This is a genomic window from Streptomyces sp. NRRL F-5755, from assembly GCF_001279365.1.
In the GTDB taxonomy this organism is placed as follows: domain Bacteria; phylum Actinomycetota; class Actinomycetes; order Streptomycetales; family Streptomycetaceae; genus Streptomyces; species Streptomyces rimosus.
Genome location: NZ_LGCW01000050.1, coordinates 1 through 18,029, shown reverse-complemented (window position 1 = coordinate 18,029; position 18,029 = coordinate 1). Strand labels below are relative to the sequence as shown.

Here is an 18,029-nt window from a genome sequence, read left to right as displayed (position 1 = left end):
GGGGTGGGGTCCGGGGCGGTGGGGCCTGAGGCGGTGGGGCTGGGGGCCGGATCTTGGCGGGGTGGGGCAGGAGACCGGTCCGGGGCGGGAGGCCGGCCCGGATCGGGAGACTGGCCCGAGGCGGGAGACCGGCCCGGATCGGAAGGCATCTGGTCGCGGTTGCTCGTCATGGCACCAGGGTGGCGGGGATACCGGTGCGGGCGCCTGTGGTGTTCCGGTCAGGTGCGGTGCGGAGGGGCTGCGGCCGTCGGGTGCGTACGGCGGATTTCGTGGGACGCCTACGGCGGATTCCGTGCGCCGTACGGGCGGGAAAGCGTTCGGGCCCCGGTCGTGATGACCGGGGCCTGAACGAAAAGGAGCGGAGGCGGAGGGATTTGAACCCTCGATGGGCTTTAAAACCCAAACCGCATTAGCAGTGCGGCGCCATAGACCGGACTAGGCGACGCCTCCACACACCTCGATCGCGCGTGAGCGCGATGTGGCGTGACCAGATGATGGCACAGCACCGTGTGCTGTCACCAATCGACCCCTACGGTACTCGTCCCACGGGCCACCCGGCAAAGGTCTTCAGGGGTGGTTCGGAAGCGGCTCGGGGCGGTTCGGAGCGGGTTCGGGCGCATCGTGCCCGGACCGGCGTCTCGGGGACGAGAGCGCGCCCCTGCCTCGCCGCGCGACGAGGCGCCCCCCCCCGCGTCGAATCGAACGGCTCTCAAACATCCGGCCGTGCGGGCGGTGCCGCGCAACGTAGCGCCCAGGACCGCGTTAGACGCTGCGGGGACGGGACGGCTCCCGGCGGAAACGCTTCCGTACCGCCCCCGGACCTGTCCCCACACCCCCCAGGAGTCCGCGATGCAGCACCCCCGGCTGTCCCGCTTCGCCACGGCTGCCATCACCGCCACCGCAGCCCTCGCCCTGACCGGCCCGGTCGCCGCTGCCACCCCGGCCACCCCAGCCACCCTGGCCACCACCACCGCCCCCGCCGATCTCGCCGTCGGCTCCCCCTCCGTCACGGCCCCGATCCCGCTGCTGCCCCGCCCCTCCGACCACCTCACGGTCACCGTCAGCGGCTCCGGCAAGGCGGCCAAGGACGGTACGTACGAGCTGTACTGCCACCCGGCCCGCGGCACCCACACCGACGCGCGCGGTGCCTGCGACAAGCTCGACAGCCTGACCCGTTGGGGCAAGGACGCGTTCGCGGGCGTGCCGAAGGGGAGCAAGTGCACGATGCAGTACGGCGGGCCCATCACCGCGCGGGTCACCGGTACGTGGGCGGGGCGCCCGGTGAACGCCCAGTTCAAGCGCACCGACGGGTGTGAGATCGGCCGCTGGGACCGGTTCGTACCGGTGCTGCCCGCGGTCACTTCGTGACGGAGAAGCGGGCCAGTTCAGGACGCGGGGCACATGTCGGGCGTGCGACGAGTCGCACAATCCCGTGGCACTACCTCCTCGTCATCCGTCTCCGCGTCCTCAGCCGCTGCCCGTAGACTCCCTTCCAGTGACCCGCCACGGATGTGACGGCGAGCTCGGCAAGGTGCGGTAACTGCAGGGAGGAAGCGTCGTCGTGAGCAGCAGGCCATCCCGAGGCGCTGCTCGCCTCGCAGCCATACTCGACGCCTTGCCGGACGCGTTGCTGCTGGTCAACTGCAACGGCACGGTCGTCAACGCGAACGCCATCGCCCTGGAGACCTTCGAGGCCCCGGGTACCGCTCTGGTGGGCCGGGGCCTGCTCGATCTGCTGCCGACCTTCGACTCCAAGCGCATTCCCGGCTCCATGCGGCGCCGGGACGAGGAGGACGAGGGCCCGCGTACGAAGCCCACCCGGATGGTCGCCCGGCGCACCGACGGCAGCGAGCTGCTGGTCGAGGTGACGAGCGCGAACCTGGAGGACGGCCGTACGCCGTACGAGTCCGCCTTCGAGGCCGCCTACGCCGATCACCGCAACGGCTACACCGGCGACGAGCTGCTGATGCTCGTCGTACGGGACCTGACCGGCACGCTCGACACCGAGACCGAGCTGGCCCGCCAGCAGCGGCAGACCGAGATGATCCTGCGCGCGGCGGCCGAGGGCGTGGTCGGCGTCGACTCCGAGGGCAAGGTCGTCCTCGTCAACCCGTCCGCCGCGCAGATCCTCGGCTACCGGGCGAGCGAGCTGGGCGGCAAGGAGCTGCACCCGCTCATCCACCACTCGCGGGCCGACGGCACGCCGCTGCCCTGGGAGGAGACGCCGCTCGCCGACTCCCTGCGTTCCGGGCGCAAGCACCGGGTGCGGGGGCAGGCGCTGTGGGCCAAGGACGGCCGGTCGGTGCCGGTGGACCTGACGACCGCGCCGGTGCGCGACGGCGACCAGCTGGTGGGCGCGGTGATGACATTCACCGACCGGCGCCCGTTCGATGCGCTGGCGGCGCGCCATGCGCAGCTGATCGCCGTACTGGACCAGTCGCTGCGCGGCCCGCTGGAGGAGCTGAAGGCGGAGCTGGGCACGCTGGCGTCCGACCCGGCCGGCCAGCTGTGGCCGGAGGCGAACCAGATCCTGCACCACCTCGCCGCCGGGTACGCGCGGATGACGACGCTGGTCGACAACGTGCTGAGCTACCAGCGGCTGGACGCGGGCGGTGAGCGCCTGGAGCGGGACAAGGTCTCGCTCGACGCGGTCGTGGCGGCCGGTGTCGAGGGCGCGATCGAGCTGATCGGTCCCGGCCGCGCCCAGTTCGCGGTGCACGCGCCGCCGATCGACGCCGAGGTGGACTCGACCCGGCTCGCGCAGGCGCTCTCCCACCTGATCGCGGATGTCGCGGGCGTGGACGCCACGGGCAAGGCCGGTGGCGACGGCTCCGAGGCCGCTTCCGGGGACTCGACGATCGTGGTGGCGGCCGCGCAGCGCGGTGAGGTCGTACGGATCGAGGTGCGCGGCCCGTACGGCGGCGGCAACCCGGTCCACGCGCCGATCGTGCGCGGCATCGTCCGGCAGCACGGCGGCGTCCTGCAGACCCACAAGGTGCCGGGTGCGGGCGGCAGCGCGTACGTACTGGAAGTGCCGGTGTCGGCCAGTGGCGCGCCGGTGTCCGGCGCGGGCGCGCGCGAGGCCACCGGCAATGAGACGACCGTGATGCCGGTGCCCGCGGAGCGGGCGCGGGGCACGCAGCAGCAGGGGGAGAAGACGCAGGCGGCGCCCGGCGGCGCGAGTGCGGCGGCCGGCGGGGCTGCTGCTGGGCTGCGGCCGGTGAGCGGGCCCGGTAGCGGTTCTGCCGCGCCGGGTGCCGGTACGGGCCGTACGGACAGCGAGGGCGAGGACACGCCCACTGGGCGGCGGCGTGCACGGCGCGGCGACGTACCCGTACAGCAGCAGCACGGCGATGTACCTGCACAGCAGCAGCACGGTGACGTGCGCGTACAGCAGCAGCCGGGCGGGGGCACGGCGGCGGCAGGGAGCGGTCAGGGCAGCGGAAACGGCCCGGTGCCCCGCGCGCGCAGCGGGGCCGACGCGGCCGGGCCGCAGGGGCCGGTGCCCGGTGGCGACGGTACGGGCGTCCGCGGCGACGGACGTACGGGCGCTCAGTCGGGCGTGCCCGGGATGCCGCAGGGCATGGCCGGGATGCCTCAGGGCATGGCCGGGGCCGAGGTCGTACCGCCGGGCGGTCGGCGCCGGGCTCAGGACGCGCCGGAGGACGCCGCGCGGACCGCGCTCCCGGCGGTCGCGGGGAGCCCGCAGGGACCGGGCCAGGCGGCCCAGGGCGGCCAGGCCCAGCCGACCGGGCGCCGGGCGCGCAGAGCGCTGGCCGACACGGCCGAGCGGCCGATCCCGAACCAGCCGCAGGCCCCGCAGGCCGCGGCCCGTAACCAGAACTCGGCGTTCGCGCTGCCGCCCGCCGCCGCCGACCAGCTTCCGCAGTCCCCCCTGCCCTCGCTGCCGGTCCTGCCCGGCCAGGCCGCAGGACCGCAGGGCAGTGGCAGCACGGGTACAGGTACGGGTACAGACACAGGTACAGCTACGAGTACGGAAGCGAGCCCGGGTACGGGCCGCCGCCGCGCTCGTACGGCCGCCCCGGAGGCCGTCGGCGAGCAGGCCGGGGTCATGACCGACTCGGGTGTGCCCGAGGGCGATTGGGGCACCGAGCCGACCGGGCGACGCCGTGCGCGGCGGGCTGCCGCCGAGGAGCGGGCGGCTGCCGCGATGGCCGATTCGGAGTCGACGGGCACGTTCGTCGCGGGCCCTGAGGGCCTGGTCGCGCACCCCCTGGCGGACGGGCCGGTGACCGGCCCCGTAGGCGCTCCGGCGGCCGGGGAGGGCCGGCCCGCGCCCACCGGCCGACGGCGTGGACGCCCCAGCCCGGCGGAGGTCGAGGCGGAGGCCGAGGCGAAGGCCGAGGCGGGGGAGCACGGTCAGGGGCGGGGCCTGGGACCGGACCTTGGGCAGGATCTGGGACAGGGCCTGGGACAGGACCTGGGACAGGTGCAGCAGGGTCCGGGACAGCAGGCTCAGGGTCCGGGGCAGCAGATTCAGGGCCCGGGTCAGCCGGTGCAAGGCCCTGCCCAGCAGATTCCTGGACAGGCCGGGCAAACGGAGCAGCCTGGGCAGCCGGGCCAGCTCGGACAGCCCGGCCAGCCCGGCCAGCCGGGGAAGCCGCAGGCCCGGCCCGGTCAGCCAGTACAGCCAGGACAACCGGCACAGCCCGTACAGCCCAGCCCCACCGACACCCCCGGCGCGGCTCAGCGCCCCGTCTCGGCCCCGGCCGCACCCCAGCAGCCGATGCCCGCGCCCGCTTCCCCGGAGGGGGCCGAGGGTGACGACGCGGCGGGCGGTCCCGCCGCGGGCCACTCGCACGGGCGGGCGTTCAATGTGCGGACGCTGGGGCAGGGCGTGCCGTTCTCGCAGCAGATCGCCGACCAGCAGCGTCCGGCCGCGCCCGGCGCCCCCGCGGCCGGCTCGGGGCGCCGCCGCAAGCTGGCCCAGCCGCCGCAGGAGGCGGAGGGCGGGGCCGACGCCGCCGAGGCCCGGCCGCACCCGCAGCCCGGCGCCCACGCCCCGGGCCAGGCCCAGCCGCACCCGGCGCCGCAGGCGCAGCAGCAGGCCCAGCAGCGTTCGCAGAATCCGCAGCAATCGCAGCAGCACCTGCTGAACTCCTCCGAAGGCCGCGCCTTCGCCGTCTCCGCGCCCGACGAGGGCAGCGAGGGGCCGGAGCCGCTGGACGGCCCGAACGGCGCCGTCGAGGTCACCGAGCCGCAACCGCAGCCGATGGACGACGAGTTGCCGCCGGAGCCGCTGGACAACCCGCGCCGGCTGCTGGTCTGGCCGGCGCCGGACGTCTCCACCCAGCAGGCGCTGAGCGACCGCGGCTACCGCCCGGTCATCGTCAACTCCCGCGAGGAGGTGGACGCGCAGATCGCCGCATACCCGGCGGCGCTGTTCGTCGACCCGCTGACCGGGCCGATCACCCGTACCGCCCTGCAGTCGCTGCGTACGGCGGCGGTGGCGGCCGAGGTTCCGGTGCTGGTGACGGCCGGTTTGGGCCAGGCGACGCGGGAGGCCGCGTACGGTGCCGACCCGGCCGTACTCCTGAAGGCGCTCGCGCCGCGCGACAGCGAGCAGCACCCGCCGCGGGTCCTGCTGACCGAGGAGAACGACGCGGTCGCCGGAGCGCTGACCACCTCGCTGGAGCGGCGCGGCATGCAGGTCGCACGGGCGGCGACGGACGCGGACGCGGTGAACCTGGCGGCCCAGATGCGGCCGAACCTGGTGGTGATGGACCTGATGCAGGTACGCCGCCGCCGGGCCGGAATTGTCGACTGGCTGCGCTCGAACGGCCTGCTCAACCGCACCCCGCTGGTCGTCTACACCTCGGCCGACCTGGACCCGGCCCAGCTCCCGCGCCTCGCGGCGGGCGAGACCGTCCTCTTCCTGGCCGAGCGCTCGACGAGCGCGGAGGTCCAGGCCCGGATCGTGGACCTGCTCGCGAAGATCGGTACGAACTGAGCGGTACGAAACAAGCGGGGCGGGCCAGGCGGTACGTACCAAGCGGCTCGGCCTGAGCGGTACGTACCAAGCAGCTCGCCCTGAGCGGTACGTACCAAACGGCCCGGCCTGAGCGGTACGAACCGACCGGGCCCGCACCGAGCGGCGGCGCGCCACCCCCGCGCCGGGAACCTCATAGGCGGCGCGCCCCCACGAAATCGGAAATCCCGTGGCGGCGCACCGCCCCCCTCCACTAGAAACACCGCATGCGCCCCGCCCCCGGTGAAGTCCTGCACTTCTCCGAAGACCCCACGATCACGCGGTTCGTGCCGCACGTCGCCCGGACCGCGCGGCAGTCCGAGGCGTACGTCTGGGCCGTCGACGGCGGCCGGGCGCCGGACTACTGGTTTCCGCGCCAGTGCCCGCGTGCCATGGCCTGGACGGTGCCGGGCACGACCGCGGCGGACCGCGCCCGCATCCTCGGGCCGGGTGGCGGTGAGCGGGTACACGCGATCGAGTACGACTGGCTGGACCGCCTGCGTACCACCGAGCTGTTCGCCTACCGGCTTCCGGCCGCGGCCTTCCGCCCGTTCGGCGATCCGGTGCCGAGCGCGGTCGTGGCGACAGAGCCCGTCGTACCGCTGGGGCCGCCCGAGCCGGTGGGAGACCTGCTGAAGCTGCACCGGGATGCCGGAATCCAGCTGCGGGTGCTCGACAACCTGTGGGGCTTCTGGGACGGGGTGATCACCAGCACGCTGGGCTTCAGCGGCATCCGGCTGCGCAACGCGAAGCCGGCACGGGAGCCGGGTCCGGAACAGCCCGTCCGGACGGCGCCGAGCCCGGTCCTGCGAAAGCCGGTACGCCGTCGTCTCACCCCACCGCCCGCGTAAACGTCAGTTCCTCTCACCCCACCCGCGTAACTGTCAACTCCCCGTCCGCGTACTGCTTGCGCAGTACCTTCTTGTCGAACTTGCCGACGCTCGTCTTCGGTACGGACGCCACCACCGTCCACCGCTCCGGCAGCTGCCAGCGCGCCACCCGCTCGCCGAGGAAGGCCCGCAGCTCCTCGAAGGCCGCGTTCGCGCCCTCCCGCAGCACCACGGCGGCCAGCGGGCGCTCGCCCCACTTGTCGTCCGGTACGGCCACCACCGCGGCCTCCGCGATCTCCGGGTGGGCCATCAGGTGGTTCTCCAGCTCGACGGAGGAGATCCACTCGCCGCCGGACTTGATCACGTCCTTGGCCCGGTCGGTCAGCGTCAGATAGCCGTCCGGCGTGATCGTGCCGACGTCGCCGGTACGCAGCCAGCCGTCGGGGCTGAACTTGTCGCCGGGCCGCTGGTCGGCGCCCTCCGTACCGCCGTAGTACGCGCCCGCGATCCACGGCCCGCGCACCTCCAGCTCGCCCGCCGACTCCCCGTCCCACGGCAGGTGCGCCCCGTCCGGGCCGACGAGCCGGGCCTCCACCGAGGCGGGGAAGCGGCCCTGCATGCCGCGGTAGGCCCACTCCTCATCGCCGCTGACGCCGGCCGGCGGGTGCGAGACCGTGCCGAGCGGCGAGGTCTCGGTCATGCCCCAGGCGTGCACCACACGCAGCCCGTGCCGCTCCTCGAAAGCGCGCATCAGGGAGGGGGGACACGCGGAGCCGCCGATGACGACGCTGCGCAGCGAGGTGACGTCCCGCTTCGTGGCGTCCAACTCTCCGAGCAGACCCTGCCAGATGGTGGGTACGGCGGCGGCGATGGTCGGCCGCACGGTCTCGATCATCTCGGCCAGCGGCGCGGGCTGGAGGAAGCGGTCCGGCATCAGCAGCGAGGCGCCCGCCATGAAGGAGGCGTGCGGCAGGCCCCAGGCGTTGACGTGGAACATCGGCACTACGGGCAGCGCGATGTCCTGGCCGCCCAGCGCGAACGCCTCCGCGTTGTTGACCTGCATGGAGTGCAGGTACAGGGAGCGGTGGCTGTACGCGACGCCCTTCGGGTCGCCGGTCGTGCCGGAGGTGTAGCAGAGCGCGGCGGCCTGCCGCTCGTCCAGCTCCGGCCAGTCGAAGTGCTGCGCACGGCCCTCGATCAGCTCCTCGTACTCGTGGACGCGCGGCCGTACGCCGTCCAGTACGGAGCGGTCGCCGGGCCCCGCCACGACGACGTGCTCGACGGTCGGCAGGTGCGGCAGCAGCGGTGCCAGCAGCGGCAGCAGCGAGCCGTTGACGAGGACGACGCGGTCGGCGGCGTGGTTGACGATCCACACCAACTGCTCGACGGGCAGGCGGAGGTTGAGCGTGTGGAGTACGGCACCCATGGAGGGAATCGCGAGATACGCCTCCAAATGCTCCGAGTTGTTCCACATGAGAGTGGCCACCCGCTCGTCGCCGTGGACGCCCAGCTCGTCGCGGAGCGCGTGGGCGAGCTGGGCGGAGCGGGCGCCGATCTCCGCGTAGCTGCGGCGGTGCGGTTCGCCCTCACCGGTCCAGGTGATCGCCTCGGCCTTTCCGTGGATCGTCGCACCGTGCGTCAAGATCCTCGAAACGAGCAGGGGTACGTCTTGCATCGTGCTCTGCACCGGGAGCCTCCCCATAGGGTGCGCCTGTTACGCGCGGGTAAGTTCCTGGTGATTGTGCTGGTGTTCCTCGCGGTATGTCACTACCCGGCCAGTGCGTATTCGGCCGTTGTCCCGGTGCGGGGCGGCCCCGCGACACCGCCGGTGAGCGGTACGGGAAGGGGGCGGAGCCCCGTAGGGCCGACTCCGATCAGGCCATCTTCGCCATGTCGGCCGGGGGCGCGGAGGCCGTACTCACGCTGGGCCGTACGCCCCACGCACCCCCCGATCACCCCAAAGGGTCGGTACCGCGCCCGCTGTACCCGGGAAGCCTCTTGGCACGTACGCGTTCCGGACGGAGGTCGGATCATGCAGGAGAACTGGGAAGAGACCGACTACGAGACCCCCGAGCTGGCCGAGGTCGGCGACTTCGCCGAAGTGACGCACGGCTATTCCGGTCTCTACTGGGACGGCTACTCGGCGTTCTTCGGGCTGCCGTAGGTAGGCGGCCGCCGCAGGGCGTGTGATTCCCATCGGCGGCCCGGGGTGCGTAAATTGAGCGAATGTTCGAGAAGGTGAGTGCGGAAGAGTCCGCGCGCCTGGAGGCACTGGCGGCGAAGGTGCGCGATGAGCTGGCCGCCGCCGGTCTCCCCGTGCTTGCGCCCGGCTTGCATCACGCCCTGGCCGGTGGAGCCGAGGTGGAAGTCGACGATGGGGCCGACGCCGCCGGTGGCGTGTATGTGGACTGGGAGGCCAGCCCGCGCCTGCGAGAGTGCGCGGTCCGCGCTCTCCGCCTCCGATTGATGGACGATCCCGTTCTGCGGCGTCCCGGCCAGATATCGGCCGCGATGATGCACGCGATGGCCGCAATCCTGACGACCGCCGGCTTCACCGTCGACGACCCGGACGACGAGTACCGTCCGTTCCACCTGCGGGTGGTCGCCGGCCCCGCCCCAGGTGTAGCGCCCGGGTGGGAGCCGCGCGAGGAGGAAATGGACATGTCCGCCTGGCAGACAGCCGGTGAAGGAGCCGACGACGACTGACTTCGGCTGCCTGCCCACGGACGTGCCCGGGTTACGGAGCGCCGCTCCCGCCCCGGTCGAGCGCGAACCACACCCCCTTGCGCCGCCGGGTGTTGATGTTGGGCCGGTAGACGCCCCACCGTGACGCCAGGGCCTCGACCAGGAGGAGGCCGCGCCCCGATCCGTCATCGAGCAGGGCGGGCAGGCTCAGGAGGCGGCTGCCGGGGGCGTCGTCCCATACGGCCACGCGTACGGACGCGAGGTGTACGGCCACGTCGAGGCGTACGACGGCCGTGTCAGTGTGCAGGTGTACGTTCGTGACCAGCTCGCTGACCAACAGCCGGGCGTCGTCGACGAGTTCGGTGTTGCCGGTCAGGTTCATCAGGTCGGCTACGACGGTCCGGGCGATCTCCGGCGCGGCCACGCCGCTGACCAGGTCGAACCGGAACGAGTGGGGGTGCGCTTCGGGGAGTGCGGGGGGTCGTTTCAGGGATGCGAGAGTCATGGCTACGTCTCCCAACGCGGTGATGCGCGTTACGCACTGCCGTGTCCCTGGCCACTCCCCAGGAGCGCACGCCCGAAGGCGCATGCGAGCGGCTGCACTTCGGCTTTTCGGCGTGCGGCGCGGTGCCGCCACGGACGATAGGGCACAAGCATGGGACGGCACAAGGATGAGACGCCCCCCTGCCGTTGACGGGTGGACCCGTGAGACCGTGGCCCGGCACACTGGGTAACGCCGACCGGGAGAGGGGCCGATGCCACCACGAAGCAGCCCGACCGCGCGACAGCAACGGTTGGGAGCCGAACTGCGGAAGCTGCGCGAGGCGTCGGGGATGCCCGCGCGCGAGGCCGGGGCCCTGCTTGGCGGGAATCAAGCGCAGATCAGCCACCTCGAATCGGGGCGGTGGGGTATCAGCGCGGAGCGCGTGCGCCGCTTGGCCGTTTTCTACTCGGCCAGTGATTCCGCCCTGATCGACGCGCTGTGCAACATTGCCGAGGACAGGCACAAGGGCTGGTGGGACGAGTACCGCGGCATCCTCCCCCGAGGCTTCCTGGACATCGCGGAGATGGAACACCACGCCAGCTTCATCATGTCGCTGCAAACGCTGACCGTACCCGGCATCTTGCAGACGCCCGAATACGCGCGAGCCATCTTCGGCGGCGCATTGCCGCCCCTCCCGGAGAGCGAGCTGGAAGCACGGGTCGAGCACCGGATGAAGCGGCGGGCCATCCTTGAACGAAGCACACCGACGCCGTTCGAGGCCGTGATCCACGAGGCGGCTTTGCGCATGAGGTACGGCGGCCTGGCCACCGCGCGCGCCCAACTGGAATACCTGCTGGAAGCCACCGAGCTGCCGAGCGTGACCGTCCGCGTGATTCCGTTCTCGACGGAGAAGTTCATCGGCTGGGGGCAGTCGGTTCTCTATGCCGGCGGACCGGTTCCCCAGCTCGATACCGTCCAGCTCGACAGCGCCTACGGTCCCGCTTTTCTGGACGCCGGAGCTCAGCTCGCCAGCTACCGCGCGGTGTTCGAAGCCACTCGGCACGCCTCCCTCAGCGCCTCCGAATCCAAAGAGCACATGCACAGCATCGCGAAGGAAATGTGAGAGCAACAGCAATGATGGACCCGACCATATGGCAGAAGTCCTCTTACTCGGAGCCGGAAGGGAACTGCGTTGAGCTGAGAAGGCACGGCAGCAGCATCGAACTCCGCGAGAGCGACAATCCGGACGCGGTCATATCGACGACCCGCGAGAAACTCGCAGCGCTCATCGCAGGCGTCAAGGGCGGCGGATTCGACCACTTGCGCTAGTTCGGCAAACGCATTCGATTTCCCCACGGGCCCGCACCTGGCAGGTGCGGGCCCGTGGCATATGCCGTCTCAGCTATGTGACGTCACATGGTTGCGACCACACTTCGCGCGGCGCTACCTTATTCGCGCAACGCCGCTTTCCGTGGCCTGCACCTCTCATAGCCACCGGCATGAGGGTTCCGTGAATCCCCTCCCCGTCGATTTCTCCTAAAATTATGACGGGGAGGGGGCCATCAATTACCTCAGCGCAGCAGGTCTACGCATGCCCATAAAGGGGCTGGCCCATAGGGGAAGAAAGACGCTGCGGCGACATTTGCGCACCGGTGGGCGGCACGTCCATCACCGACGAACCGCAAGGAGCGGCGCCGTGAACGCATCCCTCACCGACGACGTACGGCCCCGGCTGGCCGCACTCGTCACCGCGCTCGAAGAGGGCGGCGCGCTCCGTAGCCCCGAGTGGGCGCGGGTTTTCGCCGCCGTGCCCCGCCACGTCTTCGTACCGCGCTGGTACGAGCAGGAGACCACGGACAACGGCATCACCGCATGGCGCCTGCGGGACGCCTCCGACCAGGGCCGGGACGCGTGGTTCAGCGCCGCCTACAGCGACCGCACCCTCGTCACCGCCCTCGACCCGGCCACCGCCGAACCGGTCGGCGACCGTACCTGGACCGGTCTGCCCACCTCGTCCGGCACCGCGCCGCACCTCGTGGCCGGCATGCTGGAAGAGCTCGACGTCCGCGACGGCCACCGGGTCTGGGACATCGGCACCGGAACCGGATACCTCACCGCCCTCCTGTGCACCCGCCTCGGCTCCCGCCTCGTCCACTCCAGCGACATCGCCCCCGCGCTCTCGGAGGCCGCCCGCACCCGCCTGGCGAGCCTCGGCCACGCTCCACACCTCACCGTTCACGACGCCCGGTACGCCCACTCCGAACACCCCGGCCGCGCCGGTCACCCCGGCCGCCCCGGCTTCGACCGCGTCATCGCCACCTGTTCCGTACGGTCCATCCCCGCCGCATGGCTCCACGGGACATGCACCGGCGGGGCCATCCTGACCGACCTCGACCTCGGCATCGAGGGCGGCCTCGTCCGCGTCACCGTCGACGGCCACCACGCCTCCGGACGCTTCACCCGGACCACCGGCCGCTTCATGGCGGCCCGCGGTGACGCCCACACGTACCCCCGCGAGCGCCGGCCCCCGTACGCGCCGGAAGCCGCCACCCGTCCCACCACGGTCACCGCGGCCGACCTGCGGACCCACTACCCCTTCCGGCTGCTCCTGGCCTTCCACCTGCCGTACGCCGAACTCGTCTACCACCGCGCCGCCGACGGCACCCTGTCGCTCCAGCTCCAGCGCGACGGGACGTGGGCCCGGTCCCCGATCACCGGGGAACGCCCCGGCTCCGTCACCTACGGCGGCGCTCGCGATCTCTGGGCGACCGTGGAAGCCGCCTGGCGGTGGTGGAACGAGCACGGCCGTCCGGCGCAGGATCGGTTCGGTTACGCCTGCGAGCCGAGCGGGCGGCATTACGTATGGCACATTCCGGACGGGCGGCGGTGGGATCTCACGCCGTAACCCGTGCGCGCCGGGTGCAGCGCGCCCCGCAACTCACAGTCCCCGGCGGCGCAGTCCCGGCCGCACTGTCCCCCTATCACGCGGTATGTGACCCGCGCACCAAGAAATCAGGAGTCTCGGACACTACGGTCGTGGCAGCCTGGAGGTATGGGGACGATGGTGGGAACGGTGACCACGCTGTGGCGCTATCCGGTGAAATCGCTGCTCGGTGAGGAGGTTCCGGACATCGCGGCGGACGCCCGCGGGCTGACGGGGGACCGCGCGCTGGCGCTGGTGCACGAGACGACCGGCCAGGTCGCCAGCGCCAAGAATCCACGGTTGTGGCGCGACTTGCTGAAGTTGCGGGCGGAGATCATCGGCGGCGCCGTACGGATCACGCTCCCCTCCGGCCGGACCGTACGCTCCACCGACGCGCACGTCGACAAGACCCTCTCCGCCCACCTCGGGCAGCCCGTCGCCCTGACCGACACCCCGCCCGAGAAGGCCACCCTGGAACGCTCGCAGCCCGAAGAGGTGCTGGCCGCCGGAGAAGCGGCCGAAGTGGGGAACGAGACCCTGGAGATCGCCTCGCAGGCGCCGCCCGGCACCTTCTTCGACTACGCGCCGCTGCACCTGATCACCCGCGCCACCCTCGACCGGATCACCGAACTGGGGCCGCGGGCCACCACCGTCGAGGCCGAGCGCTACCGCCCCAACATCGTCATCCGTACCGAGGCCGCCGGGTTCGTCGAGAACGACTGGCCCGGCCACGAGCTGCGCATCGGCGACGAGCTCACCCTGCGCATCGTGGCCCGCACGCCGCGGTGCGCCGTACCGACGCTGGAACACGGCAGGCTGCCACGCGACCCGGACGCGCTGCGCGTACCCGCGCGGCACAACCGGGTGGTGCCGCTGGAGGGCATGGGGCCGCAGCCCTGCGCGGGGGTGTACGCCCAGGTCGTCCGGCCGGGGCGGATCCGGCAGGGGGATGCGGTGCGGGTGGTGTGAGGGGTGCGGGGCGCGTAGAGCGCGGGGCGGCTGCGGGGGCGTGCGGTGATGCCGTAACCGCCGGTATGCCGTAACCGCCGGCCCGCTACGGTTACGCCGCGACCGCCAGCTCAGGGTCCTCGCGGAGCTTGGCCAGGGCCCGGGAGACGGCGCTCTTGACCGTACCGACGGAAACCCCGAGCACCTCCGCGGTCTGCGCCTCGCTCAAATCCTCGTAATACCGCAGCACCACCATGGCCCGCTGCCGCGCCGGCAGCCGCAACACCGCCCGCCACATCGCGTCGCGCAGCACCTGGGCCTCGGCCGGGTCGGGGGCCGGTACCGGGTCGGGCTCGGGTATCTCCTCGCAGGCGAACTCGTCGACCTTGCGCTTGCGCCACTGCGAGGTGCGGGTGTTCAGCAGGGCGCGGCGCACATAGCCGTCCAGCGCGCGGTGGTCCTCGATCCGCTCCCACGCCACGAACGTCTTGGCCAGCGCGGTCTGCAGCAGGTCCTCGGCGTCGCTCGGGTTGGCGGTGAGCGAGCGGGCGGTCCGCAGCAGCACCGGCCCGCGGGCCCGTACGTACGACGAGAACGACGGGAACACAGCGGCGCTGGAAGCGCTGGTGCACACTGGCGTGGTCATGCTCCAACGCTAGAAGCGCGAGACGCCGCGACGGATCGCCCCCAGGTGCCGAAGCCCTCTCCCTCTCAAGTTGTACAGGTGGTGCTGGCCCCACCTCCTAAAGGCGGACAGCCACTCGTCCCCCGTCAGGGTGCCGTTCCCACTTTGGTCAGACCACTCGACCACTTTCGACGGGGCCCCGGCCCCCGTGTGCCGGGGCCCCGCCCGTGGCCGGCCGGTATGCCGGGCTACTGGACTGCCGGGCTATTGGACTGCTGGGCAGCCGGACTACTGGACTGCCGGACAGCCGGACTGCCGGACTGCCGGACTGCCCGGCTACTGGATCACGGCGACCGGTGCGTCCACCCGGTTGCGGTCGATGATCAGCCGGCGCCCGCCGTGCGATTCCGCCACATTGCCCGCGTACTGGTGGATACGCAGGTGCGGACGCCACGCCTGGCGGGACAGCTCGGGCTCGCCGTACAGGTTCGGCCTACTGTGCCAGCGCGCGAACCACATCACCGACGGCAGGTCCCGGGCGCCCGCCTGCCGCGCGCGCTCCATGTGCCGTACGCCGGAATCCGCGCTGCTGTAGAAGCCGGGCACGTAGCCCATGCGGCGGGTCTCGCGGTTCCAGGCCCTGATGTAGCTGAGCGTCTTACTGGTGCAGGACGTTTTCCGCAGGCTGTACGCCTCCATGTCGAGGTACAGCGCGCTGCCCGGCGCGATGCCCAGCGCCTTGGCGCGCTGCACGGCGTCCCGGCCCTCGTTCGCGCCCACCTGTTCCGCATTGCCGCGGATGGTGACCTTGCGCTTGTTCTTGTTGACGACGCACGGCGCCTGCGAGCCGACGTACAGCGGCAGCATCCGCCAGCCCGCGCGGTCGGCGGAGCGCACCCAGTCGGGGGTGAGGTTCGGCTGGGTGGGGCAGGCACGGCCGCGGCCGCCGAAGTAGATCCCGATGCCCCGGTACTTGGTCTCCTTCCAGGCTCGCAGGGTGCTCAGGGGAGGCGTCTTGCAGGTGTCGAACGCCCAGCCCTGGAAGACGTTCGGGCCGCGCGGCCAGGACCGTTCGGGCTCGGCTCCGGCGGCCGGGGCGAGGAGAGTGGCCAGCAGGCCGAGCAGGGCCGTGAGCAGGACGGTGGGGAACAGCAGACTCCGTCGGATGATCCGTTTTGTTGATCCCATACCGGGAGTCAAAGTGCGGGTGGGGGGAGCGGCCCGCCGGACACGCCAACGGGGGCGCGCATTCAGCCTTACGGGTGCCTGGTGCGTGGTGCGTGGTGCGTGGTGCCTGGTGCGTGGCCGGGGACGGTGCTGCGGGTGTTCGGACGGTGTCGTGGGTGTCCGGGGACGGTGCTGTGGGTGTCCGGGGACGGTGCCGTGGGTGTCCGGGGACGGTGCTGTGGGTGCTTCGCACGGTGCCGTGGGTGCTTCGCACGGTGCCGTGGGGGCGGGTGGCGGATCTCAGCCGTCCGCGCCCAGCACCAGCCCTGATGTCGGTACGCCCGTGCCGGCGGTGACCAGGACGCGGGCCGCGCCCGGCACCTGGTTGACGGAGGTGCCGCGCAGCTGCCGTACCGCCTCGGCGATGCCGTTCATACCGTGCAGATACGCCTCGCCCAGCTGCCCGCCGTGCGTGTTGAGCGGCAGCCCGCCCGCGGCGACGAAATCGGCCGCCTCGCCCGGCCCGCAGAACCCGAACTCCTCCAGCTGCATCAGTACGAACGGGGTGAAGTGGTCGTAGAGGATGCCGACGTCGATGTCCGCCGGGCGCAGCCCGCTCGTCCGCCACAGCTGCCGCGCCACGACCGCCGACTCGGGCAGCCCGGTCAGGCCGTCCCGGTAGTAGCTGGTCATCTGCTCCTGGGCGCGGCCCGCGCCCTGCGCGGCGGCCCGGATCACGGCGGGCGGGTGCGGCAGGTCGCGGGCCCGTTCGGCCGTGGTGACGACGAGGGCCTGGCCACCGTCCGTCTCCTGGCAGCAGTCGAGCAGCCGCAGCGGTTCGACGATCCAGCGGGACGCGGCGTGGTCTTCGAGGGTGATCGGCCTCCCGTAGAAGTACGCGGCCGGATTACGCGCGGCATGGCGCCGGCCGACGACCGCGACCTGCCCGAACGCTTCCGGCGTGAGCCCGTACGCGTACAGGTAGCGCTGCGCCGCCATGGCGACCCAGGAGGCGGGCGTCAGCAGTCCGGCGGGCAGGTTCCAGCCGAGCGCCGCGCCCTCGGCGGACGGCTCGCGCCGCTGCACCCCGGCGCCGAAGCGGCGGCCCGAACGCTCGTTGAACGCCCGGTAGCAGACGACGACTTCGGCGATCCCGGCGGCGACCGCGAGGGCCGCCTGCTGGACCGTGGCGCAGGCGGCGCCGCCCCCGTAGTGCACGCGGGAGAAGAACGACAGCTCGCCGATCCCGGCCGCCTGGGCGACGGTGATTTCGGGGCTGGTGTCCATCGTGAAGGTGACCATGCCGTCCACATCGCCGGGGCCGAGCCCCGCGTCGTCCAGGGCGGCCCGTACGGCTTCCACGGCCAGCTTCAGTTCGCTGCGGCCGGAATCCTTGGAGAACTCGGTCGCGCCGATGCCGACGACGGCGGCCCGGCCGCCCAGGGTGTCCGCGCGGTGGAGGGTCATGGAGTGGGCTCCGGGAGCTTCCGGGGGTGGGCGGGGACCGTCACCGTCACGGTGCCGGTCACGTGGTGGCCGAGGCGGTTGGAACCCACGACCCGTACCTCCGCCGTGTCACCGCCCAGGGAGGTGAGCGTTCCCCGTAACACCAGCTCATCGCCCGGGTAGTTGGGCACGCCGAGGCGGATCGCGACCTTGCGGAGGACGGCGTGCGGGCCGAAGTGGTCGGTGATGTAGCGGCCGACGAGGCCGTTCGTGGTCAGGATGTTCATGAAGATGTCGGGGGAGCCCTTGGCTCTGGCCGCTTCGGTGTCGTGGTGCACGTCCTGGAAGTCGCGGGAGGCGATGGCCCCGGCGACGATGAGGGTGCGGGTGATGGGGATGGTCAGCGGGGGGAGTTCGTCACCGGCTTTCATGGCTGCCTCCCGTTGGAGCGGGCTTCTGCCGGGGCCCCGGGGGGTGGGGTCTCCTGCCTGGGCCCCGGGGGTGAGGTCTCCCGCCTGGCCCCCGTGGATGAGGTCTCCTGTCTGGCCCCGTTGAATACGGGCAGCACCAGGTCCTCTTCCACGGTCCGGAATTCCAGCCGTACGGGCATGCCGACGCGCACCTTCTCGGGCGGCACCCCGACCACCCCGGCCACCATCCGTACGCCCTCCGCCAGTTCGATCAGCCCGACGGCGTAGGGCGGGTCGAAGGCGGGGAAGGGCGGGTGGTGCATGACGACGTATGAGAAGACCGTGCCGTGCCCGGTGGCCTCGACGGTGTCCCAGCCGTCGCCGCCGCAGTGATTGCAGCCCGGCAGCCAGGGGAAACGCAGGGTCGCGCAGTGGGTGCAGCGCTGGATGAGCAGCTTGCGGTCGGCCACTCCGGCCCAGAAGCCGGCGTTGTCGCGGTTGATCACGGGGCGGGGGTGGGGG

The 18,029-nt window shown here is 72.2% G+C and carries 16 protein-coding genes and 1 tRNA gene; 9 read left to right on the top strand and 8 right to left on the bottom strand.

Going from position 1 to position 18,029, the window contains the following annotated elements; all coding sequences use genetic code 11:
* Positions 1–359 precede the first annotated feature (359 nt).
* Positions 360–450 (bottom strand) — tRNA-Ser (locus ADK86_RS08355).
* Between the two features lie 399 nt (positions 451–849).
* On the opposite strand from ADK86_RS08355, the gene ADK86_RS08350 reads away from it, so the two are divergent.
* From ADK86_RS08350 to ADK86_RS08340, 3 genes are all read left to right on the top strand, one after another.
* Entirely contained in the window at positions 850–1,368 is a 519-nt protein-coding gene (locus ADK86_RS08350) for an SSI family serine proteinase inhibitor (RefSeq protein WP_053696020.1), read from the top strand.
* 193 nt (positions 1,369–1,561) lie between these two features.
* The gene (locus ADK86_RS08345) at positions 1,562–5,971 is read left to right on the top strand and encodes a PAS domain-containing protein (RefSeq protein ID WP_078951933.1); all 4,410 of its coding nucleotides are present in this window, start codon (positions 1,562–1,564) and stop codon (positions 5,969–5,971) included.
* Between the two features lie 245 nt (positions 5,972–6,216).
* A complete protein-coding gene (locus ADK86_RS08340; RefSeq protein ID WP_053696019.1) occupies positions 6,217–6,840 on the top strand; it encodes a DUF6886 family protein in 624 nt (207 codons plus the stop codon).
* Between the two features lie 13 nt (positions 6,841–6,853).
* On the opposite strand, the gene ADK86_RS08335 is transcribed toward ADK86_RS08340, so the two are convergent.
* Entirely contained in the window at positions 6,854–8,506 is a 1,653-nt protein-coding gene (locus ADK86_RS08335) for a long-chain fatty acid--CoA ligase (protein ID WP_053696024.1), read from the bottom strand.
* Positions 8,507–8,851: 345 nt separating this feature from the next.
* On the opposite strand from ADK86_RS08335, the gene ADK86_RS42140 reads away from it, so the two are divergent.
* Complete coding sequence (locus ADK86_RS42140) at positions 8,852–8,983, top strand: lasso RiPP family leader peptide-containing protein (protein WP_107088439.1); 132 nt, start codon at positions 8,852–8,854, stop codon at positions 8,981–8,983.
* A gap of 62 nt (positions 8,984–9,045) precedes the next feature.
* Positions 9,046–9,525 (top strand): hypothetical protein, encoded by a 480-nt coding sequence (locus ADK86_RS08330; protein ID WP_053696018.1) that lies wholly within the window; start codon positions 9,046–9,048, stop codon positions 9,523–9,525.
* Positions 9,526–9,556: 31 nt separating this feature from the next.
* Here the strand turns inward: ADK86_RS08330 and ADK86_RS08325 are convergent, their stop codons facing one another.
* Entirely contained in the window at positions 9,557–10,009 is a 453-nt protein-coding gene (locus tag ADK86_RS08325) for an ATP-binding protein (RefSeq protein ID WP_053696017.1), read from the bottom strand.
* Positions 10,010–10,259: 250 nt separating this feature from the next.
* Here ADK86_RS08325 and ADK86_RS08320 point away from each other — a divergent pair, with 250 nt between their 5' ends.
* The 4 genes from ADK86_RS08320 to ADK86_RS08305 all read left to right on the top strand — a co-directional run bounded on the left by ADK86_RS08320 (position 10,260) and on the right by ADK86_RS08305 (position 13,880).
* Entirely contained in the window at positions 10,260–11,111 is an 852-nt protein-coding gene (locus tag ADK86_RS08320) for a helix-turn-helix domain-containing protein (RefSeq protein ID WP_053696016.1), read from the top strand.
* Between the two features lie 11 nt (positions 11,112–11,122).
* Positions 11,123–11,317 (top strand): DUF397 domain-containing protein, encoded by a 195-nt coding sequence (locus ADK86_RS08315; protein WP_324611377.1) that lies wholly within the window; start codon positions 11,123–11,125, stop codon positions 11,315–11,317.
* 367 nt (positions 11,318–11,684) lie between these two features.
* Positions 11,685–12,893 carry a protein-L-isoaspartate O-methyltransferase gene (locus ADK86_RS08310; RefSeq protein WP_234345770.1) on the top strand — a complete coding sequence of 403 codons (1,209 nt, stop codon included), beginning with the start codon at positions 11,685–11,687 and terminating at the stop codon, positions 12,891–12,893.
* Positions 12,894–13,040: 147 nt separating this feature from the next.
* Positions 13,041–13,880 carry an MOSC domain-containing protein gene (locus tag ADK86_RS08305; RefSeq protein WP_267888788.1) on the top strand — a complete coding sequence of 280 codons (840 nt, stop codon included), beginning with the start codon at positions 13,041–13,043 and terminating at the stop codon, positions 13,878–13,880.
* 91 nt (positions 13,881–13,971) lie between these two features.
* On the opposite strand, the gene ADK86_RS08300 is transcribed toward ADK86_RS08305, so the two are convergent.
* The 5 genes from ADK86_RS08300 to ADK86_RS08280 all read right to left on the bottom strand — a co-directional run.
* Positions 13,972–14,505: a SigE family RNA polymerase sigma factor gene (locus ADK86_RS08300; RefSeq protein WP_030604177.1), complete on the bottom strand. Its 534-nt coding sequence runs from the start codon at positions 14,503–14,505 to the stop codon at positions 13,972–13,974.
* 315 nt (positions 14,506–14,820) lie between these two features.
* A complete protein-coding gene (locus ADK86_RS08295) occupies positions 14,821–15,672 on the bottom strand; it encodes a DUF1906 domain-containing protein (RefSeq protein WP_053696015.1) in 852 nt (283 codons plus the stop codon).
* 279 nt (positions 15,673–15,951) lie between these two features.
* Positions 15,952–17,118 (bottom strand): lipid-transfer protein, encoded by a 1,167-nt coding sequence (locus tag ADK86_RS08290; RefSeq protein WP_053696014.1) that lies wholly within the window; start codon positions 17,116–17,118, stop codon positions 15,952–15,954.
* Positions 17,115–17,528 (bottom strand): MaoC family dehydratase, encoded by a 414-nt coding sequence (locus tag ADK86_RS08285; RefSeq protein ID WP_053696013.1) that lies wholly within the window; start codon positions 17,526–17,528, stop codon positions 17,115–17,117. The genes ADK86_RS08290 and ADK86_RS08285 overlap by 4 nt, the downstream gene beginning before the upstream one ends.
* The coding region (locus ADK86_RS08280; protein WP_199834370.1) for a Zn-ribbon domain-containing OB-fold protein at positions 17,525–18,029 on the bottom strand (505 nt) is incomplete at its 5' end. The genes ADK86_RS08285 and ADK86_RS08280, both read right to left, overlap by 4 nt.